Source organism: Actinoplanes sp. NPDC049598, from assembly GCF_040675435.1.
Classification (GTDB): Bacteria; Actinomycetota; Actinomycetes; order Mycobacteriales; family Micromonosporaceae; genus Actinoplanes.
In genome coordinates, this window is the sequence record NZ_JBFAOX010000008.1 from 245070 (window position 1) to 265842 (window position 20773).

Genomic DNA, 20773 nt, shown 5'->3' on the forward strand with positions numbered 1-20773 from the left:
CCGCTTATGCCGAAGCCTCGGCGATGGCCTCGTCGCGGAGGTTGTTCAGATAATCCCAAGCGCCGAACAGGTAGTAGGTGACCCCGTCGACTTCGTGGCTGGCCGCCTCTTCCCACTCTGTCGCAATGATTGCCAGTTCGTCGTCGGTGGTGTCGGCGGTGATACCGCCGGTTTCCGGTGCTCGGGTCGGCATCGACCCTGAAGGAGCCCTAAGAGGAGCACCCGGCCGAACCTGATCTTTGAGGCTGCCGTCTGCAACGCCTCCCGGCGGCCGTGCGACCTTCGCGGCCGCGTGTCAACATCGAGCGGCACCTGTACCGTCGAATACGGGAGATGAGTCTTCCCGCAGTAACTGGGTCCGAGCGGTAGCAGGCGCGCTGTGCCGCCGGACACGGGGAGCAGCGGTGAGCGAGGTCCGGACGACCAGGGGTGATCTCCGCGGTGACGTTTGCGTACGCCGGTTCACCCAGGCCGTCGCGGAGGTCTCCGCCAAGCGCGGGCGGGGCGTCGTCGGTCTTGATCCGGACCCCTATCGGCAGGGATGGACGGGCCGCACAGGTTCCGGCGGGGCGCAGGAAAGGTTGACCGATGCCGAGCAGGTGATGTATGAGGCTCGCTTCTCAGGTGGAGCACGACCAGGCGATACGCCAGCCGGCGGTGGCATATAGGCTTCGGACGCGACAGCCCGCAAAGTCGTAGGAGCCGCTTGATGACCGCCTTCACCCCGTCTGCGTTTGCGGCGGCTGTTCAAGACGTATTCGATACTGCAGTCCGTGATGGGCTAAACACTCCCGGCGCGCTGATTGCCACGGCTGAGTGCTTCCAGGCCGACGGCACTCCAGCGTTGACTGTCTACTTCACCAGCAGTGACCTTTCCCGTTCGGCGTAACGCAGCCAGCAAGGAGGTTCTCGCTGTGCCGCTGCCGAAGCCGGGCGAGCCTGGAACCGCCTTGTCCGCGGCCTTACAGCGCACCCATACCGTCGCTGCGATCCTGTTGACCGAGGGAAGCCTGACCGCTCAAGCCCGGGCAACGGAAACGCCCGACACGGTGCTGGTTGCCGCATTTTGGCCCCAGAAGGCGACTTCCGTGCTCATCGCTGGACAGATCGCCGGCCGCATGCCTCACCGTCACCTCGACGGCGAGCCCCTCCGGTTCTCGGGCGATGCCGCCCTCAACAATCGCATTGGGCGTGGGCTGCGGTGGCTGCACGATCTGCTCCCGCGCGCCGACAATCGATAATACCGTGAGACATGCCATGTCGATCAGCCCGTACAAGCGTGAGCAGGAGGCGAGCCGCCGAGAGTCGGGTACACCGGTCTGGACGGCCGGACACTCCTCGTTGAGGTGTTAGTCCACCGCGGTGACGGGTGCGGCCCGTCTGTAGGCGCTTGTCGTTGACGCTTGGTCCCGCGACTACCCTCCTACATGGACGATCCGCCTACTCCGGCAGCGTGATTGGTGTCAAAGTCGATCGGGCATGGTGGGCGGCGGGTGCACTCGCCGTCGCGGGTCCAGAACGGCACGTCGCACTAGCCAGGTGCTGGGCTGCTGTCTGTTCGAAGCGGCGAGCGGGTCTCGTCATTTATTGATGCCGATAGCTCAGCGGCAGCCGCAATTGCCGGGTGCGGTCGGCGTCCCGTACTTCCCGCCTCCGCCTCGCCCGGCGCTTGCCTGACAGCGCTTGGCAGTTTAGTTGGCGGACGAGCACCTGCGTCACCGCTTAGCGCGTGGCTCGATCCAGGCCGCCGCTGCCAGCCCGGCCTGATGGCGTTCACGGTCTCCGGCCCTTCTCGAAAGCGTTCTTGCGTGAGAACGCGGCAGTCATGACGCGGCAGGACGATGTCTGGCGTCGAGCGACCGCTCTCGACCGCCGAGTCGCTGATCTCGCTTGGATGGCCCCGCGGATCGGTGAAGCGACGTGACGGCGATCGGCGGTGTGCCGCCGATTCACAGTGGCGGCACGCCACGTGCCGGCCGGCTGGTCACCGAAACCGCGCCCATATGGCCGGATCACGTTGCCTGATCGGCCAGAGCCACAGCCGGCCGGGCCGCTGGCCTTACCAGCAGGTGTGACCGCGGGAGATGTCCGGGTTCTTGCGCTCGAACGCCGTGATCGAGGCGCACAGCCCGACTAGCGCTCCGCCGGCGACCGCATCCTGCAGTTCCGCGCCGTCGGGAAGGTTCGTCCAGACGCCGGGGGCCAGCGCGACCGCCTTCTTCTCGTCTTTGAAGTAGGTGTCGGTGTCTACTCGGCTGGAGATCTTGCTGACTGGCACGATCTTCGGGTAGCCCTTGCTGAACACCATCACGGCCCCCGAGTCGTCGTCGGTGTAGACCGGTGACGGTTTGGTTGTCGGAGTCGCCGAGGTCGTTGTAGGGACCGCGGCGGGCGTGGTAGCCGGTGGTGGCGTACTGCTGGTCACTGAAGCCACGGTCGGCGTGGGCGACGACGCGGCGGCCGTCGTGGTAGACGCGGTGGGGGAGTCATCTCCGCCTCCGCACGCTGACAGGGTGGCGGCGGTGAATACAGCGGCGGCGGCAACCGCGAACACTCTCACAAAGATCCCCAGATTCGATGTCGTCGGGTCGTAGGCGGGTCACTCTAAGCGACGTGGCACACGGCCGTCGTGCCGGTCCCGCCCGACACTCGGCGCTGTGGGCCGCGGGCCACGCCAAGATCAACACCGGATAGTGTCCCGGCATGCTGCTGGCCACCGCCCCGACTTTCTCCCGCGTCCGTATCACCGGACTCGGCTCCATCGACCAACTTGTGCGCAATGCTCCCGTCGAGGTCGGCGAACACGTCATTCCGTGGACCCGCAGGGAGAACGTCTCCGGCAATCCGTTCGCGACCGTCCAGGCCCGCGGCGTTCTCGACGGTTACCGCGGCTTGATCCGGCTACCTGAGGACGCCACCGTCGGGATCGTCGACGCGCCGCGCTACGCCGGGCACCCCGACGACCTCATCCAGCAGGCCACCGCGGTGTCCGCCCCAGTCGGTAGTGATGGAGCCGTCGCCACCAACGAGGGCTGGCCGGAACTGATCTGGGCCTCCGACATCCTCTTCTCGCCCGTGCAAGGCTGGGACGACGCCGGCCTGTCCTCGGTCCTCTGCGCGCTCACCGTCGCCCCGGACGACGACCACACCTTAAGCCGATGCTGCTGGCAAGGCCCGCTACCTTGCTGTGACTCGCGACCCCGACACCTACCCGCCGGCCCGCTATCCATGGAATGCCGGGACAACCGTGCCGCAGCGACTGCTCGACTACCTCGAAGGCTGACCGCGGGATCAACCGGCCGCGGGTTCAGCCGACTCCCACGTCAGCACTATCGCCTCGGCCACGACCCGCTGCGCCTTCACCGTCGCGTCTTTGACCAGTTCCTCACCGAGGTGGCCGGGCCCGTCAGGGGAGTGCACCCCACCGCCGCGCACCGCGAAGGTAGCCGCGCCAAGCCGGGCGGCCCTGACGCAGCAGATGCGGGCACAGCCGCTCCGATACGTCCCAGCAGTCATCACAGCACGTCCACGTCAACTCGGCTCGGCTCGGCCGCCTCGCCGTGCAGGTCCCATTCCTCAACGAGACCGGGGACAAAATATGACCGTCCAACCCGGCCGCTATTGGGCCGATGACCGGCTCGGGGCAGTCACACCTTCGCGGCGATCACCGAACCGCCCACCCAGAGGCGATGCGGCGACGGTATTGCCGTCTACAGGTGTGGACCGATGGCCTTGACCGCCTGGGCTTCCCTTTGCCGCAATCGGCGGCACGCCGGGCGGCATCAACGCGGCGCTTCCTGGCAACGCGGAAGACGGCCTAGCCGGTATCCATGACCTAGCAGCAGGGTGGGACCATATTGGGTTCCGGGAATCAACACGTTACGAGCGAGAGCAGGCTAAACCTATGGCAAGCGAATCCTGCCCCATCTGCGGCGAAGATGCCGACGCCGACGAACTCGACCCTCACGGCCACTTCTCCAAGAACGACGGATACGACGAAGAAGACCTTGCCGAGCAGGTGGTCGTTCACCTGCTGATTCTCGGACGGCGACGAGACAGGACGGCCTGCGGAGAAGACATTGACAACAGTAACGACGGTGCGAGCACGGGCGAAAGTAGCGTGAACTGTCCCAAGTGCCGTGCCGTCATGTGACCCGGCAAGGACGATGAGGCGCGGCTAGCGCGCCTGATCTTTGGTCAGGGGTAGCGTTCCTGGCCTTACACGTTGAAGATGGGTCTTCGCCAATTCCACGCGGTGTTCGCGGAGAACCGCAGGATCAAGGGACCGGCGGGGCGAGCGAAGAGGTCTCGGCTAAGCCCAGCGGAGAGTACGAAACTCTCCTTGTCTCGGGCGATCGCTAGACCAAAGACCTCTTGGGCGTCGTGGCCGGGGATTGCGGCGAGGGGGTACCAGCCGCGACCAGCGACGGTGACACCGCCCCCGAGATGATGGTGTCGTCCAGGAACCTGCGGAGCGTACGTGTCGCCGCGGTATCGAGTTCGATGTGCGCGGTGCCGGCTTTGAGGTTCTGGTTGATGGTCGTGCCGTTGTCATGGGTCGTGATGTAGGAGCGCATGTGAGTGCCTTCCGCAGTTCGGACGTGTCTACGCTGCGGAAGTCATCGGCAGGTTTGGCTCTGGTCGTCAGTAGCGGATCTGTGCGCGTGGACCGGTCGCCGGATCTATTGCCTGGTCGGACCGGGTTGGAGGAACCGCGCGATCGTCGGCTGGCGTCCGTCCAGGACACCCCACTTGCGGCCGAAGGTCTGCATGGCCCGGTCGACCTGGTTGACCCGACCAGCGAGCGCTACAACACGCCGATCGTCAGGGAACCCACGGTAGGCAGCGAAGCCACCCCCTACCCGGCTTGCCGCAGCGACCGCAGCGAGTACGGACCCGGCGATGTCCATCGGGTCAGGTTCCCACAGCATCTCTCGCCCGCGGAGCGTCGCGCTGTCGGCGAGACGCCACGGCAGGCCGTGCACGATTCCGGACAATAGGTTATAGATCGCGGGCTGGTCTGCGAAGTGCTTCGCGGCTAGGTCGCTGGCCTTGACCGCGGCCGTCTGTTCGGGGCTGTCTCCAACCGTGATGCTCTTGGTCGCGGTGTTGTTGCGGTTTCGCACTTGCACGATCCGGGCCCGGTCGACCAGCGCAAGCAACTCGTCTCGGTCGGCAGTGGCCTTCGGGCCGGGTGAAGGCATGTACGGGTTGCCCGGTACCCGCCGGGCCGCCTTGGCGGCCTCTCCTGCGTCCATGATCAGCAGGGCCACCCCGCGGGCCAGGCGAGCGTCGAACGTTTCACCGTCGGCGAGCAGGTGCAGCAGTAGGGCGGCGGATTCGATGGCGGCGCGGGCCAGTCCGGCGTGCGCGTAGACCGGTACCCGGGCCCGCGGGGCGGAGAGCACCGTGCTTAACGCTCGGACGTGGTCGATGGTATTCACGGCCAGATGCATTTGGGCCAGGCCGACCTGGTGCCACAACTGCTGTCGGTCTGCTGACCGCGGCGACGCGAGCAGCGCGCGATGATCGAGATCTGCCGGAGACCGCTGCGGAGCGCGGTCGGCGAGGACCGTTTCCATCAGTGCTTCCAGATCGACGGTCTGGTCGGCGCAGAACTGGCTGAGGCGGGTGAGGAACTCGGTGGCGAGGTCGGCAGGCACGGGCGGTCCCTCATTCGTGAGAAGTAGCCGGCTCATCGTGCCCGACCTGCCGGTGCGTTCGCATCCTCGTCTGGACGGTTTGCGGAGGCGGAGGTCAGCGCTGCGTCTGCTCCCCGGCCGGAACCAAGTCCTCGGCGGTGATCGGCTCCGGGTGTAGATCCTCGAAGCGAACGTGCGGGCCGACCGGACGATCGATCCATCGGGTTCCGTGGCCGGGCCTCCGGTGTTCGGGCCTGTCGTCCTGCGAGGTCCACAAGACGATGTCGAGGAGTTGCAGGTCGGGAAGATCCCCGATCTCTGGAACAGTCGGCGTCACGGCGTCTCGCAAAGCCGCGATCTCGGCGCGATGGACGAGGGCCCAGATCGCCAAGGCCCGTACGACCTTGTCGATCCGCTCGCGGCGGTCCAGCCCATACTGCTGCGCCGCGGCAGAGAAGCCCTCACGGTTGAACCCGAACGCCTGGGCAACATGCCCGTCCAGCACCGGGACAGCGTGCGGCCGATACAGAGCAGCCCCCTTGGTGACCTTCGGTCCCCACACGCCGTGATACCCAAATCGAAACAGGTTGACCACCTTGGCTACGGCTTCGTCATCCATTGCATGCAGGTCGGTTTTCTCCGGAACGGCAGCGACCCGGGCCGCGAAGTCGCGCCGCCGGGCGCGCGTGAAGCCGGCTACGTCCCGGATCTCCACGCGGCCGTTGAGCGCGTTGGCGAACAGCAACGACCATGTGGTGACCTGGTCGAACAGCCCGGAGGTGCGGCTGGCGCGGGCGGCGAGGTGATAGGTGACCCATCCACTGCGTGGCTCCGTGCAGAACGCCACGACCCGTCGAGCTGCATCCGGGATCGGCACCGGAGCCAGGACCTCACCGTCGAACCCGACCGAAGCCGGATCTATGACCATCTCCGGGACCGCCGCATTCACGGCGATCACCGTACTTGCCCACCGGAGACGAGTCGACCGGCGAAAGTTTACGCGACTAGGCCTAGTCGCTGCACTATAGTCACGGTCATGATGAAGTCGATCCGACTCATGGGCGCACATGAAATCCGAGTCCGCCTCGGCGGCGTGAGTCGCCAACGCGCGTACCAGATCACCAGCCGGCAGGACTTCCCGCAACCGGCAGCAGACCTCGCGCAAGGCAAGGTCTGGCTGACAGGGGACGTCGAAGTATGGATGGAAGCGCATCGGGACGAACCGCTTGATCCAGACGCGTAGAGATACGAGCCGGCAGATTCTGTCTACGGATGTGGATCGACGACCTCGGCCGCCTAGGCTGCCCTCTTGCGGTCGGCGGCACGGCTGGCAATATTAACGCGGCGCTGCTTGGCGAACTCCTGGCACCGAGGGTCTAGATCGAACACCTCTTGATGGCGGATCATGACCGCGTAACCGCCGGTGGGCTCATGCCAGCCTCGGCCGCGACGCGTTCCATGGTCAGTCCGATCCGCAGCCCCGACGCGATCAAGGCGTACCGGTGCCGGGCCATCTGCTGCACGAACGTCGTCCCATCTGCCTGCTTGTGATTGTTGGGGCAATAGTTAGCTGAGCGCTGAGCCACTAATGAACGCGGCGCTGATCGCTCACCACGTGATCAGGGCCGTGGTTATCAAAGCCAGTAGCGACTTTGATGGCCCGGGACAGCAGGCGTTGGTGGTGGCCTTGGTCTTCCGGACCTCGTGTGAGTCGGGGATAGACCCGATAGGGGTCTTCTTGCGCGGCACCCTGGGCTCCTTTCCAGACATGTTCCTCTAGCTCATGGGCCATCACGGGTGTTGGTTCGGCGTTCGGCGGAGATGCCTGTACACCGATAGGTGGAGCCGGTGCAGCACATTCCCCGCCATCTCGGACCGGCGCTGCTCTACCGCTGACGCGCGCCTGGCGGACGGCGCTGCGCAAGAGCCGGGTTCTTGAGCGGACCGTCCAACTCGCGCGGAGCCGGACCGTGGGGATAAGGCCATGAGGAAGAACAGCCCTTCCGCCATCCTAGCGTTGGACCGCGTGACCGATTTGAACCGCTTCGCCCACCGACAGCCGCCGGTCGTGCACCTAACCAGGCTTCCGGCCGACCTGGCGAACCGGCCGGCGATCTGCCGGACCGCCCGGAGAGCGGCTGGCCGCGTCCGACTGGGCCGGCGGCCACGGGGTGATGGTTGATCAGCGCAGCAAGAGCGCGCAGCACGACGTCGAGGGGGCGGCCCTGCCGAGTCTGGAACTGACCGCAACCGAGCGCTCGACCCCCGCCGGCCCCAGATTTGCCGTCCCACCTGGAACCTCGCTCTCATCGAGCCGACCCCTGCCGACCCGGACTGACCTGCAAGATCGAATTGAAAGGGCTCAGTGTCCAATTCCCGACAATTCGATAACAACGAGTACCTGTCGCCGTCAGGCACTCGAAGGCGAGACAACCCGACCAGGGCCTACCTCATCGGTCATGAGTGCCGCATCGGAGTAGCGATGAGCAGCAATGATGAGCGGTTGAGAGCGCGGTTTTTGCTGTAGTTGGCAGCCAATGCTCGTTACTGCCCAACGACTGAGGTTGCACTGCGTAAGCGGACGCAACATTGACAAGCTACTTTGGACATGAGTAGTGTTCTAAATCGATGGCCATCGTTGAAAAGAGCTGTTGGATTTGCCGTAGCTTCCGCCAATCGACGACACCACGGGAGATCTTTTGAGTCGCCAAGTGCTAAATCTTACCGCAGTAGCAGCGCTCGCAATCGGAGGTGGGGTATTCGCGAGTGCAGCTCCGGCGATGGCCTATCCGAACTGCGAGCGCTCAGCAAGCGCGCCCACATTTGAAGGTAGCAAAATCAGCGGGACAGTAAGAGTTAGTTGCAACGGCACAGTCCCCGATGCCTACCTCTACGGTCGGATCAAGGAAGACCGGAACGCCCTGCCGGATGTTGTTCACGACACGGAGTCGATAATTTTTGACAGAAGTCAGTCACACACGGTTCAAACGACGACGTGTCAGGACGACGATGACATCTACACCGAGGCTCAGATCAATAATGAGGCCGCGACGGGGAGCAGCCGTTCGGAAATGAACTGCTAGGTGACGATCACATCCTTGATTGATCTGACTCCGGCCTTGTCGAACTCGTCAAGTACTAACTGGTATTGACCATTTCGATTGGTGACCGCCACTTCGCAACGGCATCCGAAAGTTACACGGGAGGAAATTTGAACCGACAGTTGTTAAATCTCGCTACCGTAGCCGCAATAGCAATTGCAGGTGGTGTATTCGCGAGCGCAGCGCCCGCGATGGCATACGCCAACTGTGAACGCCGAGCACTCACGCCCACATTTTCGGGCAGCACGATCCGCGGAAGGGCGCAGGTAACGTGCACCCGGAGCGTTCCTGCGGCCACGCTGTACGGTCGAATCAAAGAAGACCGAAACGCCCTCCCAGATGTCGTTCATGACACCGAGTCCGTGACTTTCACGGGTGACTACGAAATCGAGGTGACCACGTCAACGTGCCAGGACGACGACGACATCTACACCGAGGCTCAGATCAATAACGAGGCCGCGACAGGAAGCAGCCGAGCTGAAATGAACTGTTAGCCGAACTACGTGTAATTCGATTGATTCTGGCGTCTTCCTGCCCGCTGGGCGAGAAGACGCCAGATCATGTAATATGTGCCTTATTGCCCAACTCCCAGTTTGATCGCTGCCGTCGTCTGCGAAGGAGCAGTCATGAATGGAATAGTAGTCCGAGGGACTAATCTGGCAGTGAAGATTCGCCAGCACACCGTCATTCATGATATGAATTTGGAGTTGAGCGACGGAGTGACGGCTCTCCTGGGGCCGAACGGCGCTGGTAAGACCACATTGGCCAGAGTGCTAGCTACAGCCCTTCGCCCAACTTCAGGGACTCTCAATTTTTTCGGTTATGAGCTAGCACAAAAAGTACAATACAAAGAAGTTCGTCGGCGGATAGGGTACGGAGCCCAGCACTCTCTTGTCCTTGGGCATCTCAGCGTTGTCGAACAAGTGGCTTATGCCGGGTGGCTTAAGGGTCTGTCCAAAACATCAGCTATGAGTCGCGCCCACGAAACCCTCAAGCTGGTGGGCCTAGAGCGCCGGGCTAAGTCACGGACTCGAAGCCTCTCCGGCGGGATGATAAAGCGTATGAACATTGCTATGGCTCTCGTACACGAACCAGATTTTATAATATTGGACGAGCCTACGGCCGGCTTGGACCCCGAACAGCGAAATAATTTCCAGGAACTTATTGTGGAGTTAGGGAGGCGGTCCTCAGTGTTGCTCAGCACTCATCTTTTGGAGGATGTCGCTTCGGTGTGCAACAATGTAATTGTGATGCTGGGCGGCAGATCCGTCTTTAGCGGTTCGGTGAACGACCTTGCCTCCTACGCAACACTTAACGGTTCCGGACCGGAAACAATTCTTGAGGGGTACTCCCTCCTTACGGAAGTAAAGCAGCGGTGAGCATCCGATTTTACCTGGACCGCATATACTCGGCCACCATTGTCGTGCTTTTAACAATGTTTATGAGCTACGATTTAGCCGACTTGCTCCTGCGCCTAGCCAACCCGCCCCAAAATCTTTTGCAGTTGGCCGGTCGACAATTAGATACAATTATCGTGGCTGGTGCTGTGGCTAGTGCCCTTGCGGCGTTAATTGCTGCACGACATAGCCATCGGTCTGGTACTGACTATTCAATTTCTGCCTCACGCTCTCCACTTCAGCGGAGTGGTGTACAGTTTGCCACTGTATTGATTCCAGTTGCGTTAAGCTGGCTTCTCTTCTCAGTGATAAGTGCTGTTCACTCCGGGCTAGCTGAAAAATTCTTTTCGTGGCTCACTGTCTGCGTCATCGGCGTGGCTTCGCTTGCGGTGAGTGTAGCTCTAGGGCAGACTGTTGGCGGACTTGTGCGGCCCGTTCTGGCTGTACCACTAGCCTTCGTTGCCAGCTACGCATTCAGCGGCGTATTCGCGATCTTTGGTGATGACTCGTGGGCCCAGTGGCTGGGAACCGGTTTTGGGGATAGTCTTAACGGTAATCTGTCTCAACTTTGGTCGGCCGGTGAATTTGTTTGGTTCTGCGGACTAACAATGGTCCTTTTAGGAATTTCAACTCTGAGAAATAGTTTGCCCCGGCGAGTCCCTGTTTCGTATGGTGCCATGACGGCCGCATTACTGATTATCGGTATTGTGCTGCTTATTGTGAATGGCCCAGACGCCTCAACCAATGACGCGGTGTAGGTACCCCGCTGTGCACTTCATCGTCAAGGTTCACAGAATTAGATTAGCGGCTACGGTTTTAGCAGTCGGCCTTACATTCGCAATCATGCTCGCAAGCAAAACACCCAGCGTGTCTCGATATGCTGCCGTTTCCAATATCGGACCCTCCGTTCTGGCCATATGCGTTGCCTGCGCCATATCCAACGCTTTGGTTGTGGTGCCAAGATCAGAGTCTCTCGAAATCGTTTCCACAAGGCGGCTGTGGATGATACGCGCATCGCTTATGATTTCAATCATTGCTGTGACTGCCCTGTGTGCGAGTGCAGTCTCAGTCATCCTTAACTCATGGTGGTTCAGTTGGCCAGCGCTAAGGCCCGGTATGATCGCAGTCTCAATTTCTTCTATCACGGCGATTGTCCTACCTCTTAGGTATGTGGCAACGATGCCAATGCTATATGCGATCGCTTGCTACTACCTAGCACATGGCGAGACATGGTGGGATCTTATTCTGGGTTATCCCACAAAAGCGTCGAACCTCTTTGTTGTCGCCATTTGCGTCATTTCAATTGTAGCATTCTCAACGATAGGCGCCAGGCGTATGAAGCCAATCGAAGATTACGACTAGCCGATGTATATCCGCCACGGAAAAAGTGATCAGTACTACTTTAACGCAATCGTCAGAAACGGCTCGGCCGTGCGAGCGCTTGTCCAAGGACTTCGCAGCGCATCCCGTTGAAGTCGGCTACTGACCATCCACCTCAAGAGGCTCACGCCGTTGTGGGCATGGCGGACGACGAGGCAGCTGGCGTGGTTGAATCCGTTGTTCGTCAGGACGGCACGGTGGAGCTTGTGCGAGGCAGCGCCCAAGACGCTGATGTTCTGTTTGCAGCGCGGGTATCGACGCTGGGTGAGCAGTCCCTCGATGGGCTGTTGACCGACTCGATGGCGTTGGTGGAGCAGACGACCTTGCGGATCTCGGTGTCGAAGGCCAGGAATGGCACGAACTCGGCCCAGGCGTTGCTCCAGAGCCTGACGATCGCCGGATACTTCTCGCCCCAGACCTCGCCGAATTCAGGAAGCGTTGCTCGGCGGCGGCTGGCGTGGGTGCGGTGTAGATCGGCTTGAGCGCTTTCGCGATCGCGTCCCATCGTCGGCGCCATACACCTCGGCCAGGTGAGCACTGATCTCCCCAGTCGTTAGGCCCTTGGCCGACAAACGACAGGACCATGTCCTCGACATCGGTCAGCCGCCGCTGCCGCTTACGGACGATCTGCGGCTCGAACGAGCCGTCACGGTCGCGCGGGACGGTGATCTCGACCGGGCCGACATCGGTCAGCACCGTTTTGGCGCGGGTGCCGTTGCGCGAGTTGCCGCCGTCCTTGCCGGCTGGGTCGTGTTTGTCATAGCCGAGGTGGTCGGTGATCTCCCCGTCTAGGGCGGCTTCGATCTCGCGTTTGGTCAGCTGCTGCAGCAGACCGCCGTCGCCGGTCAGTTGCAGGCCCGCTGCGCGGGCCTGCTCGACCAGCCGGCCCACAAGCTCGGCGTCCACACCTTCCGGCGTGATCGCCGGGTCCTTCTTCTTGGCCACCGTCGAAGTATCAACGGCGTCTGTCGTTACGGTCATCGGGTGTCTCCTTGATCAGGAGTTACACCGTTTTGCCTACAGTCCCGCGACGCCCTATTGGGGAAATTGGGGTATCGAACAGGGGGCTCGGCGGCAGCGCCGAGCCCCGCAGTGATCTCACTCGCTGAACGCGGCCTTCGCCCACTTCGCAGCGGACTTGGCCGAGACGGTCCCTAGCAGCAGGGGACCACCGGGGCGTGCGAAGAAGTCCTTGTCGAGGTCGACGGCGAACGTGTAGCTCTGTGGGTGTCGCATGATCGTCAAGCTGAAGACCTTCTTCATCTGACGGTGGCCGCAGCCCGCAGTGATGGGGTACCAGCCGCGAGCGCTGATCTTGATGCCGCCGGAGAGGATGGCGGCGTTGGCGATGAACTCGCGAAGTGCGTGCGCCGCGGTAGCGTCGAGTTCGACGTGTGCGGGTGCCGGCGTCGAGGTCGTGGTGGATCGTTGCGCCGTTGGCGTGAGTCATGATGCTGATGTGCATCGTGTTCCTTCCGCCGATCGGACCTGTCTGTACTGCAGAAGTCATCGGCAGGGTGCGCGACGAACCGGACCAAGGCACGCTGGAGGACAGCAGCACTGGTTACGGAGCGCGTCGTACGGCAATTCACTAGCGGAGAAAGGGCACCCCAGATCACCGTTCGCGTCGTAACGCCGTATCGCGGGTCCGAGCACGGTTCGGCTCGTCTGTTGCGCGTCTAGGCACAGCCACCGAGAGTTTGAAGCGGGTGACGTGTTCGGCTAGGCGAGGACTGGTTGCCCGGCCCTTCACAGAGGTCGGGAGTCAGAATGCTGGGAATCCAGCCTAAGAACGCGCCGTGTTAACCGACCTCGCGCTGGCTGCGGCCGCAGGCGGTGGGTGGCGATGCGGCTGCGCGCAGTCGCGGCTTGGCAGTCCACATCTGTGGAAAGCCGGCTCCCGTACAGCGCCGTACCGGTCGCGGCGACGCCCCGCCGTACTCTGTGACTGCCGTGAATAGTCCGAGCCCACACCATCGCGGCCGGGCGGACATCGAGTACGTCGGCGATCAGCGTGACGATGAGTCTGTAGCCGCGGACCACCTTGATCAGGCGTGCAAGCGCGGCCGATGAGGCGATCAGGTTGTGAGCGCGAGCATCTCGACTGGTCTGCTGCGGCCCGCCGGTGACTTCGAGGGCGCGCATCCCCATAGGCTTGAGCCATGACTGGCCCTGCTCCCATCATCGAAAACAACAAAGGCCGCCGCGAGTTCCTACTGCCTGGCGAAGGCCAGCCGCCGTACGCCAAGTCGAAGCTGGGGCCGTTTCCTAACGCTGAGTCCTTGGAGACCGTGCTGAATTTCCACCGCAAAAAGGACGACTGGCAGGAGCAGTACGGCATCGCGCGTGCCGCGAACAACCTGGCGGCGGCCCACTTCTACACCGGCGATCTTGAGGCGGCGTTGACGGCCCTCCGGGAGGCGGAGTCGAAACTGATCGACATGATTCAGGACGGCAACCCGCACCCCAAGCCGCTGACGTTTGCTGGATTGGCGATGGTGAAGTACAACGCGGCTGTCCTGTTCTGGATGGCGGGCGACTCTGAGAATAACTGGACGTTCGCGGACGACAACCGGCTGGGCGCGCATGAGGCGCTCATGGAGATCGGCGAAGACGCGGACGAGGACGCCGAGTTCATCCGGGCGGCGCTGCTGGCGTTCCCTGCGGTGAGGTAGCCAGCCTGCCGACACCCTTGCGCAGCGAGTACGGATGGTCACTTACGCGTCGGCTCGGTCGTCGAGGACCGGTGGAAGGTCGTCGTAGATGAAGGCCGGCGGCGTCTCTGTCAGTTCCCGATAGGGGCATGACCTGGGGAGTCGGGACCTGAACTCCGTCGGCACCCATTCAGGCGAGCGCTTGTCCAAGGCCCTCGCGGTGCCGGCGCAGCGTCTGCAAAATCCGGTGTGACCATCCGCCGCTACGATAGAGGCAGTCCCACCTGATGCATCGGCGGGACTGCCTTAACTCTTTACATACGGGGTCAGGCGGCCTTCCGGTCCAGGCCCTGCGCCTTACGCCAGGTTGTTATGCGACCACTGATTTGCCGCCGAGGCCGGGCATACTGCCGCAGCAGCGGCTGGTGCGCCAGGACGACCTCCCACTCCTCTTCACCGACGATCCGACCGGTGGAGGCGAGTTCCTCGATCGCGGCGTGTGCCAGGGCGGCCAGGTCGAGGTCACCACCCGGGGTACGCGGCGCGTTGGCGGGAACTTCTAGGTGCCGCTCCAGAGCCGGGTCTGGCAGGGACTCCAACTCCGGCTCGGTGACCGGCTCAGCGTCCGCGGCGGCTGCGGCAGCGGCGATCTGCTCAGCGGTTGGCCGGTCGAGCGGCAGACCAGCCGGCGGGGCCTCGGCCGCAACCGGGGCGGACTCAGACTCAACGCTGGTTGGCACCAGCACTGGCGCAGGGCTTACCGGGACCGGCACCCCGGCCAACCGGTCATCCGCACGATTCAACCGCGCCGACACCAGCAGCAGCAGCAAATGCAGCGCCAGCGCCAACCCGAGCGGCAGGAACGCCAACACGGCCATCCCAACCAGATTCCCATCCGGTGCACTCACAGCGTTCGCAGCCGCCGACACGACCGCCGTGCCGATCACTACCGACCACGGGTAGACAACCCGACCGCCGATGCGCGTCATCACCAGCGTCACTATGCTGCCGACCGCACTCAATCCGTCGATCGTGACGGGGACCGTCCACGACAACTCCGGGCTCAGCCCGGCGGTCATCTCCGCAACCTGCCGGAGACCATGGAACGATGCTGCGGCAGCAGCGGCAGAAACAGCGAGGGTCCCGACAACGGCGATTCCCTCGAACAGGTAATCGGCTCGCGACAGGGACCGGCGTCGCGGCGTTGCGGTGCTGTGACTCTGGGACACCAGGTACTCCTCGGGACAGCCGTGGGACTGCGGACTGCATCCTCCCGTCCAGGCAAGCTCAGCACGCGATCGGGGTTCAGCCCTACATGCATCGGCACCAGGGGTTATGCGCCTTGAACCCCGAGGTCTAAGGAATTTAAGATCCGTGTCATTGGGGTCGTCGCTGAGAGGGGTACTGCACGCTCTACCTGCGCAAACGGGTAATCGACGGCAGGTTTTGCCCATAGAGCGCTGCTACAAGAAGACATCAGCCCCGTACCGGCTCGGACGGGCTGACCTGACCAATAGGTCACTCAATGACCCGGGCGTTACAGGTGGGGTTCGGGGGAGTCGATGCGATCAGGGAAATCGGCCGCTCACCGCCCCATAGGAGTTCCAGTGACGAAGCCCAAGCCGCATCCCGGCTACTACCTGACCGATGACGATCTGGCCGTACTGCGGTTCTTAGAGGCGCACCGGTTTGCGACCGCGCCGCAGATCGCCCGCTGGCGGCAAACGTCCCAGCAGGCCGTATGGCACCGGTTCAAGCGGCTGCGGGCCCTCGGCCTGGTCGAAAGCGACGTGGTGCCCTTTACCCGCTGTCACCGTGTCCACTGGCTTACCGAGGCCGCATACAAGCGGCTCGGCAGCGTGTACGCGCACGCGGTTACGCCGACATCCGCGCGCATCGAGCATGATCTGGCCTGCACCGACCTGGCCGTTACCTACCGGCTCAAGAACCCCGGCATCGAGATGGTCACTGAGAGGCAGATCAGCCGTGACCTCTACCTCGCCCGGCGTGGTTGGCGTACAGACCCTGAGCCTGGCCCATGGATGATCCATCACGACGATCAGGGCGGCACCCACAGCCCTGACCTGGTCCTGATCACCAAGGAGCCTTTGGACCCGGACGACCCGACCGCAGGTACGCGCGACCGTTTCCACTGCACCGAGGCGGAGTTGCACGGGAAGGGAACGGTCCGGCTGAAGCGGATCATGCGCAGCATGATGAGCGACGACCGAGTCGCCAGCCTGACGTATTTCACCCCGTCGACGACGCAGCGCGACCGGCTGGCCGCCATCTATGAGGGCCTGCGGACCGAGTTTCCCGCCGACCGCTTCGGCGACGACTGGTTCCTGATCCGCAAGTACGTACCGCTGCACAGCACGCTGTTCGAGCACCCGAACGGCCGCGACGGGCAACCCCGCAAGACTGCTTGATCATTCCCGGCACCACAGCCTCGGTCACCGTCTGGTGGCCGGGCTGTTCCGTCCAACGCCGGCGGTTGGCCCGGTACGGAAAGCAAGGCCGAGGGCCACGGCTCGGCCCACGGGGCGGTACCGGACCATTCAGTCGTGGTACCACGCTGGTTCCTGCCGGTACCGGTGCGGGACCGCCCGGTTGGTCCGGGCCACCGAGGCGCGAACCCCGTCGAACGTTGTCGCCGTCCCCGACTGGCTGATGGTTCAGCGGCTGGTCGGGTGCCGAGACCTCGGCCCGGGTCGGACCAGTCAAGCCATCGGGCAGGCGTAGGGCTCCTCGCGGTTCGGTACCGCGCTGGAACCGCTGATGGCCTGAGACCGGCGCAGCACGGGGCTCGTCAAGGTCACCAAGTGCACGATGGTACGGAACCATCAGCCGGCCCGGCAGCACGAGCAGATCAGCCCGTCGGTCGGTGTCGGCGTCATGGTCGCCGTGGTTCTCTCCGAGTCGCCTGCTGCAGGCCCGGCCCGCGGCTGGGGTCGGGCCGCCCGTGGGCGGCCCGGACCCGGACCGTTGAAGCGCAGGTCCGGGCGTCGGGCCATCGGACGGACCGGTCAGGCGGTCACCGGGTCCTCGACATCGGGGTGGTTCACCGATGGTGAACGACTCGGCATTGCACTGGCGAACCTGGAGCGCTTACCCCCTGATGAAGCGTCTCTCCGGGACGGGTCTCAACTCTCGTGCGCTTCGCGTCGGTGTCCGCGTCATCCAGGCCGGCGGGCGCGTTCCGCACGGAGCCCTTGCTCGTAACCCGTTCCGCGTCAGGCGGCACGAGGGCGTCGGCAAAGATCTTTGTCGGGAACGGTGGGGGCCGCGGATGAGGTGAGGCCCCTAATGCGCTGCTCGCCAACCGGCCGGTAGCCGGGTGAGGGCGCGTCGCAGCCTGGGAGCCGCGCCTTTCGCGGGTGCGCTGTACGCGACCGCCAGGCGGTGATGTCTGTTGGAGACGGTAGGGGGTCGATCATCAGCATCATGCTCACGGTCTCGATAGCGTCCGCCAGAGGCGACAAGGTGGAGCCGGCGTCGTGGCTGTGGAGGGCACGGTGGTTCTGCTGTGTCGCGGCGATGCTGCGGCGCACCCCGACGATCAGCGTGGTGATGGCGTGAATGTGTGCGGGCCATTCGTGGAGGTTCGTGTCGAGCTGCTCCATGATCGGTGTTGTTGGTGCCGCCCATCGGAGGACTTCGCTGTGTGAGTGGGGTGGGATGGGCGTCCGGGTGATGGCGGCGGCTTTCACGACGTCGAGTACGGAGTGCCGGACTGGCCGGGAGCGCGGGGTTTGGTCTAGCCAGATCAGCAGGCTGGCGAGCGCCGTAATCGCCGATGGCGGCAACGCTGTTCGTAGAAGGCGCAGGTCCTGGGGCTTTCCAGTGCGGCCGAGCAGCGCATCCGCGATGACCGCCGGGAGGAGTCCGGTGCTGTGGCGTAGCCGTTCCGCGGCGACAGCGGCTGCTCGCTGCTCCCGACGTCCGGCGACGTCAAGGTCGGCAGCAAGGCTGTCGATCGCTGCTGGATCGGTGATCTCGCCGCGTAGCACCTGGCCAAGATGATGTCCGTGCTCGGTGGCGGCGATGCGACCCGGCGGCATCTTGCTGACCAGACCCAGACTTGCCAGTGAGACGGGCGAGGCGGTGCGGGTTGCTTTCGTAGCGGTCGCCCGGTGCACGCCGGCGGCCTCCGCCCATTCGACGTTGGTGAGGGTGGCGTTTGGGTCGGCGGGAAGCGCCGCGAGAAGACGCCGGTCGGCTTGCGTCAAACCGCGGCCGAGTCCACGCCGACTCGACCACAGGTCATGCCCGATCGTTGACGCCGCCGCCCGGGTCAGACCCGCCGGGGCTGGCCCGGCGGCCGGTGGCACCGCCTCGTGCCCGATGGCGGTGACCTGCCCTGCGTCGAGGAGCCGGTACACGCCCGCCGTAGCACTACGCTTCGAACCGTTGCTCACCACCGCCAGGACGGCCCGATCACACAACCATCGCAGCGCCCTGCCGGCCGAGCCGCGGGACACACCGGCGTTCACCGCCACGTCACGCACCGCGAGCCGCAGCGTGGTCGTACCCCGCTTCTCCGCCTCCTGCAGGACCCATTCCAGAACCACCCGCTGACCGCCGGACATCCTCCTCACCGACCACGACCACGCCCGGACTCGTGCGATGACACCTGCCGGGTCAAGCGGACCGCGTTCACCGAGGTCGGGCAGAGGATGGTGCTTGCCGCAGTCGAGCGCCCGGATGATCGTGTCGGCCGCTTTCGTCGGGTTGTTGCCCCCAGCAGCGGTGTACGCGTTCAGCAGCGCTCGGCGGACCTCGGCCGGTTTAATCCATCCCGCTTCGGTCACCGCACCCATCGCGATACCCGCCGACCACACCATGGTGTTGCGTTCCGTCGCCGACGCATGCCGAACCTTCGCGCACTGGGCTTCCAGCCGGTGAGAGACCCAGGCACTTTGGCGGCTTGCGCCCGGAGCCCCGCGACCGGACGTCGCCGGGGAGGTCAGCAACCAGCCCAGGTCGGCCCCGAGCGACGCACCCAGGGCAGGATCACCGGCAGGCAGGATCACCGGCGTCCACGCGTAGGTGCGTCCGCTGCGATGCACCGCCGGCGCAGCCACCACATAGCCGCCAACACCCCGGTAATCGACACCGGGCAACATCTTCTGCTTGTTCCGGCCGCCGGTCGACGCGACGACGACGTGCAGCCCGCCGGCGCGTCCCGTGGACGCGTACGCGATCACCGCCGGCATCCGACCCGCTGCGGCCACGTCCGCGACGTTCTGCCACCCGTTCACGTCGTCCACGTCGATCACATCGATGCCGTGACCGGTCGCGATCCCCGGATTGGACGACGGCCACCGCCACCACCACGACTCGATGACGGTCCGATCGGTCGACGCGTCATGGACCCCGTTCGCCGTGCGAGGGTGCTTGGCGATGTCGGCTTCCTCACAGCCACCGATCACGTGTTCGGGATGACCGCACGAGCACGACCCATCACCGACCATGTGATGCAGCGGCAGCACTGGCAGACCGAGCGCCGCATAGGCAAGCGCCACCCGAAGCATTCCCTCACCCTCCGGAGCGCCCTCGCCCGCGCCAGCGGCAGCAGCCAGCGCGGCGGCAGTGACCGGCCCGGTCACGCGAATACTCCGGTCACATGCGAGACACCACCGGCCACCGGCACGTGGCGCGGCGGCGGGCCGGCCTGCGAGCCGGCGAGAAGCGCATCGCTGCGACAGAGAAACAGAGCGAACATCAGGATTATCCGAATCGTTCAGCGGCTGCGTGGGGTCCCGCCCTGCCTGGTAGCAGCAGGTATCGGCACTACGACTGGCGAACCGGGCAACCGTCGGCCCCGCCCTCTGTGCGGCCTCGTAACCGAGCACGAGGGCCAACGGGTAGCACTGCGGGACCGCCACTACCTCATGGCGCAGATCCACGCCGGCAGGCCGCCCAGCCAGTGGAACGCGGGACATGCGAGCCTGTGCCGCCGCCAGACCACGGCACTATCCGGCCATGCGCCCACGGTGGAGTACGCCGCCACCTTGATCTCGCGGGTGCCCAGCCGCGTTCATCCTCGGATGAGGCTGTCCGACTCACGAAGCGCGAGCGCCAGATGTAGCCGGATGGGACACCCCCCAAAGGGGGAAGCCGCTATGCAAAGGCATGTCCCACCTGGCTACATATCAAGCCGCCAGACTGGCTGTTCTTCTGCAGAGGCCGTCCCGCGCTGGGGAAGCAGCCATGGCGAGTCGCTCGGCCTGGTCATAAAGGTTCTCGGCGCTCCACTGGGCGGCGGCCCGGCGTGTGCGGGGCGACGGCGGCATGGACGATGTCTGACCGGCGGTTGTGGTCTGCACGGCCGATCTCTCTCTACCGAGCCGGGTATCCGGTGAGGCGCGCATGGTCGGGGGTACAGCCACGCGGCTTGTCTTCCGAACGGCAACCAACCCGAACCGTCGAGCGAAAAGGCATGAGTACGCCGTAAACGTCATCCGTATCCCCGGTCCCGGAGGTCTCACTGCATCCTCCGTGAGGACTCTCCGGGGGAAAAGGAAGTGGAAGGGAGAGGAAGGGAACGGGGAGGTACTTCCCTTCCGCCTCCGGCGCAAGGCGGCAGGCAGGGCCCC

The 20773-nt window shown here is 64.1% G+C and carries 18 protein-coding genes and 1 pseudogene; 9 read left to right on the plus strand and 10 right to left on the minus strand.

The window, feature by feature from the left end; genetic code table 11:
- Positions 1-4: 4 nt before the first annotated feature.
- Positions 5-193 (minus strand): hypothetical protein, encoded by a 189-nt coding sequence (locus AB0J66_RS20375; protein WP_364662657.1) that lies wholly within the window; start codon positions 191-193, stop codon positions 5-7.
- Between the two features lie 516 nt (positions 194-709).
- Here AB0J66_RS20375 and AB0J66_RS20380 point away from each other — a divergent pair.
- Positions 710-889, plus strand: a complete 180-nt coding sequence (locus AB0J66_RS20380) for a hypothetical protein (RefSeq protein WP_364662660.1) — start codon at positions 710-712, stop codon at positions 887-889.
- A gap of 25 nt (positions 890-914) precedes the next feature.
- Positions 915-1241: a hypothetical protein gene (locus AB0J66_RS20385; protein WP_364662663.1), complete on the plus strand. Its 327-nt coding sequence runs from the start codon at positions 915-917 to the stop codon at positions 1239-1241.
- Positions 1242-2059: 818 nt separating this feature from the next.
- Here the strand turns inward: AB0J66_RS20385 and AB0J66_RS20390 are convergent.
- Positions 2060-2425, minus strand: coding sequence for a hypothetical protein (locus AB0J66_RS20390; protein ID WP_364662666.1), 366 nt, complete (start codon positions 2423-2425; stop codon positions 2060-2062).
- A 278-nt stretch (positions 2426-2703) separates the two neighbouring features.
- Between AB0J66_RS20390 and AB0J66_RS20395 the strand changes: the two genes are divergently transcribed.
- Positions 2704-3633, plus strand: coding sequence for a hypothetical protein (locus AB0J66_RS20395; protein ID WP_364662668.1), 930 nt, complete (start codon positions 2704-2706; stop codon positions 3631-3633).
- A 271-nt stretch (positions 3634-3904) separates the two neighbouring features.
- Positions 3905-4153 (plus strand): hypothetical protein, encoded by a 249-nt coding sequence (locus AB0J66_RS20400; RefSeq protein ID WP_364662671.1) that lies wholly within the window; start codon positions 3905-3907, stop codon positions 4151-4153.
- A gap of 205 nt (positions 4154-4358) precedes the next feature.
- Here the strand turns inward: AB0J66_RS20400 and AB0J66_RS20405 are convergent, their stop codons facing one another.
- The 3 genes from AB0J66_RS20405 to AB0J66_RS20415 all read right to left on the minus strand — a co-directional run bounded on the left by AB0J66_RS20405 (position 4359) and on the right by AB0J66_RS20415 (position 6591).
- Complete coding sequence (locus AB0J66_RS20405; RefSeq protein ID WP_364662673.1) at positions 4359-4577, minus strand: hypothetical protein; 219 nt, start codon at positions 4575-4577, stop codon at positions 4359-4361.
- Between the two features lie 105 nt (positions 4578-4682).
- Positions 4683-5663 carry a hypothetical protein gene (locus tag AB0J66_RS20410; protein WP_364662676.1) on the minus strand — a complete coding sequence of 327 codons (981 nt, stop codon included), beginning with the start codon at positions 5661-5663 and terminating at the stop codon, positions 4683-4685.
- A 94-nt stretch (positions 5664-5757) separates the two neighbouring features.
- The gene (locus AB0J66_RS20415) at positions 5758-6591 is read right to left on the minus strand and encodes a DUF6308 family protein (RefSeq protein WP_364662679.1); all 834 of its coding nucleotides are present in this window, start codon (positions 6589-6591) and stop codon (positions 5758-5760) included.
- A 90-nt stretch (positions 6592-6681) separates the two neighbouring features.
- Between AB0J66_RS20415 and AB0J66_RS20420 the strand changes: the two genes are divergently transcribed.
- The 3 genes from AB0J66_RS20420 (at position 6682) to AB0J66_RS20430 (ending at position 10898) form a co-directional block, all read left to right on the plus strand.
- Positions 6682-6885, plus strand: a complete 204-nt coding sequence (locus AB0J66_RS20420) for a DNA-binding protein (RefSeq protein ID WP_364662995.1) — start codon at positions 6682-6684, stop codon at positions 6883-6885.
- 2484 nt (positions 6886-9369) lie between these two features.
- Positions 9370-10122: an ATP-binding cassette domain-containing protein gene (locus tag AB0J66_RS20425; RefSeq protein WP_364662682.1), complete on the plus strand. Its 753-nt coding sequence runs from the start codon at positions 9370-9372 to the stop codon at positions 10120-10122.
- The gene (locus tag AB0J66_RS20430; protein ID WP_364662685.1) at positions 10119-10898 is read left to right on the plus strand and encodes a hypothetical protein; all 780 of its coding nucleotides are present in this window, start codon (positions 10119-10121) and stop codon (positions 10896-10898) included. Before AB0J66_RS20425 ends, AB0J66_RS20430 begins: the two co-directional genes overlap by 4 nt.
- 30 nt (positions 10899-10928) lie before the next feature.
- Here the strand turns inward: AB0J66_RS20430 and AB0J66_RS20435 are convergent, their stop codons facing one another.
- The 3 genes and pseudogenes from AB0J66_RS20435 to AB0J66_RS20445 form a co-directional block, all read right to left on the minus strand.
- Positions 10929-11213, minus strand: coding sequence for a hypothetical protein (locus AB0J66_RS20435; RefSeq protein WP_364662688.1), 285 nt, complete (start codon positions 11211-11213; stop codon positions 10929-10931).
- 590 nt (positions 11214-11803) lie between these two features.
- Positions 11804-12501 (minus strand): annotated as a pseudogene (locus tag AB0J66_RS20440) (transposase); the annotation flags it as partial.
- A gap of 117 nt (positions 12502-12618) precedes the next feature.
- On the minus strand, positions 12619-12756 hold the full coding sequence (locus AB0J66_RS20445; protein WP_364662690.1) for a hypothetical protein: 138 nt from the start codon (positions 12754-12756) through the stop codon (positions 12619-12621).
- A gap of 926 nt (positions 12757-13682) precedes the next feature.
- Between AB0J66_RS20445 and AB0J66_RS20450 the strand changes: the two genes are divergently transcribed.
- Positions 13683-14195: a hypothetical protein gene (locus AB0J66_RS20450; RefSeq protein ID WP_364662693.1), complete on the plus strand. Its 513-nt coding sequence runs from the start codon at positions 13683-13685 to the stop codon at positions 14193-14195.
- A 305-nt stretch (positions 14196-14500) separates the two neighbouring features.
- Here the strand turns inward: AB0J66_RS20450 and AB0J66_RS20455 are convergent, their stop codons facing one another.
- Entirely contained in the window at positions 14501-15628 is a 1128-nt protein-coding gene (locus AB0J66_RS20455; RefSeq protein ID WP_364662695.1) for a DUF2637 domain-containing protein, read from the minus strand.
- 153 nt (positions 15629-15781) lie between these two features.
- On the opposite strand from AB0J66_RS20455, the gene AB0J66_RS20460 reads away from it, so the two are divergent.
- The gene (locus AB0J66_RS20460) at positions 15782-16603 is read left to right on the plus strand and encodes a helix-turn-helix domain-containing protein (protein ID WP_364662698.1); all 822 of its coding nucleotides are present in this window, start codon (positions 15782-15784) and stop codon (positions 16601-16603) included.
- Positions 16604-17407: 804 nt separating this feature from the next.
- Here the strand turns inward: AB0J66_RS20460 and AB0J66_RS20465 are convergent.
- The gene (locus tag AB0J66_RS20465) at positions 17408-19783 is read right to left on the minus strand and encodes a bifunctional DNA primase/polymerase (protein WP_364662701.1); all 2376 of its coding nucleotides are present in this window, start codon (positions 19781-19783) and stop codon (positions 17408-17410) included.
- Positions 19784-20773: the final 990 nt, after the last annotated feature.

Bases quoted from the DNA above. Each gene is read 5' to 3' on its own strand.
- AB0J66_RS20395 (WP_364662668.1), top strand. From the start codon at position 2,704: ATGCTGCTGGCCACCGCCCCGACTTTCTCCCGCGTCCGTATCACCGGA.
- AB0J66_RS20445 (WP_364662690.1), bottom strand. From the start codon at position 12,756: ATGCGACACCCACAGAGCTACACGTTCGCCGTCGACCTCGACAAGGAC.
- AB0J66_RS20375 (WP_364662657.1), bottom strand. From the start codon at position 193: ATGCCGACCCGAGCACCGGAAACCGGCGGTATCACCGCCGACACCACC.
- AB0J66_RS20425 (WP_364662682.1), top strand. From the start codon at position 9,370: ATGAATGGAATAGTAGTCCGAGGGACTAATCTGGCAGTGAAGATTCGC.
- AB0J66_RS20455 (WP_364662695.1), bottom strand. From the start codon at position 15,628: ATGGGCAAAACCTGCCGTCGATTACCCGTTTGCGCAGGTAGAGCGTGC.
- AB0J66_RS20435 (WP_364662688.1), bottom strand. From the start codon at position 11,213: ATGACTGAGACTGCACTCGCACACAGGGCAGTCACAGCAATGATTGAA.
- AB0J66_RS20400 (WP_364662671.1), top strand. From the start codon at position 3,905: ATGGCAAGCGAATCCTGCCCCATCTGCGGCGAAGATGCCGACGCCGAC.
- AB0J66_RS20380 (WP_364662660.1), top strand. From the start codon at position 710: ATGACCGCCTTCACCCCGTCTGCGTTTGCGGCGGCTGTTCAAGACGTA.
- AB0J66_RS20405 (WP_364662673.1), bottom strand. From the start codon at position 4,577: ATGCGCTCCTACATCACGACCCATGACAACGGCACGACCATCAACCAG.
- AB0J66_RS20420 (WP_364662995.1), top strand. From the start codon at position 6,682: ATGAAGTCGATCCGACTCATGGGCGCACATGAAATCCGAGTCCGCCTC.
- AB0J66_RS20450 (WP_364662693.1), top strand. From the start codon at position 13,683: ATGACTGGCCCTGCTCCCATCATCGAAAACAACAAAGGCCGCCGCGAG.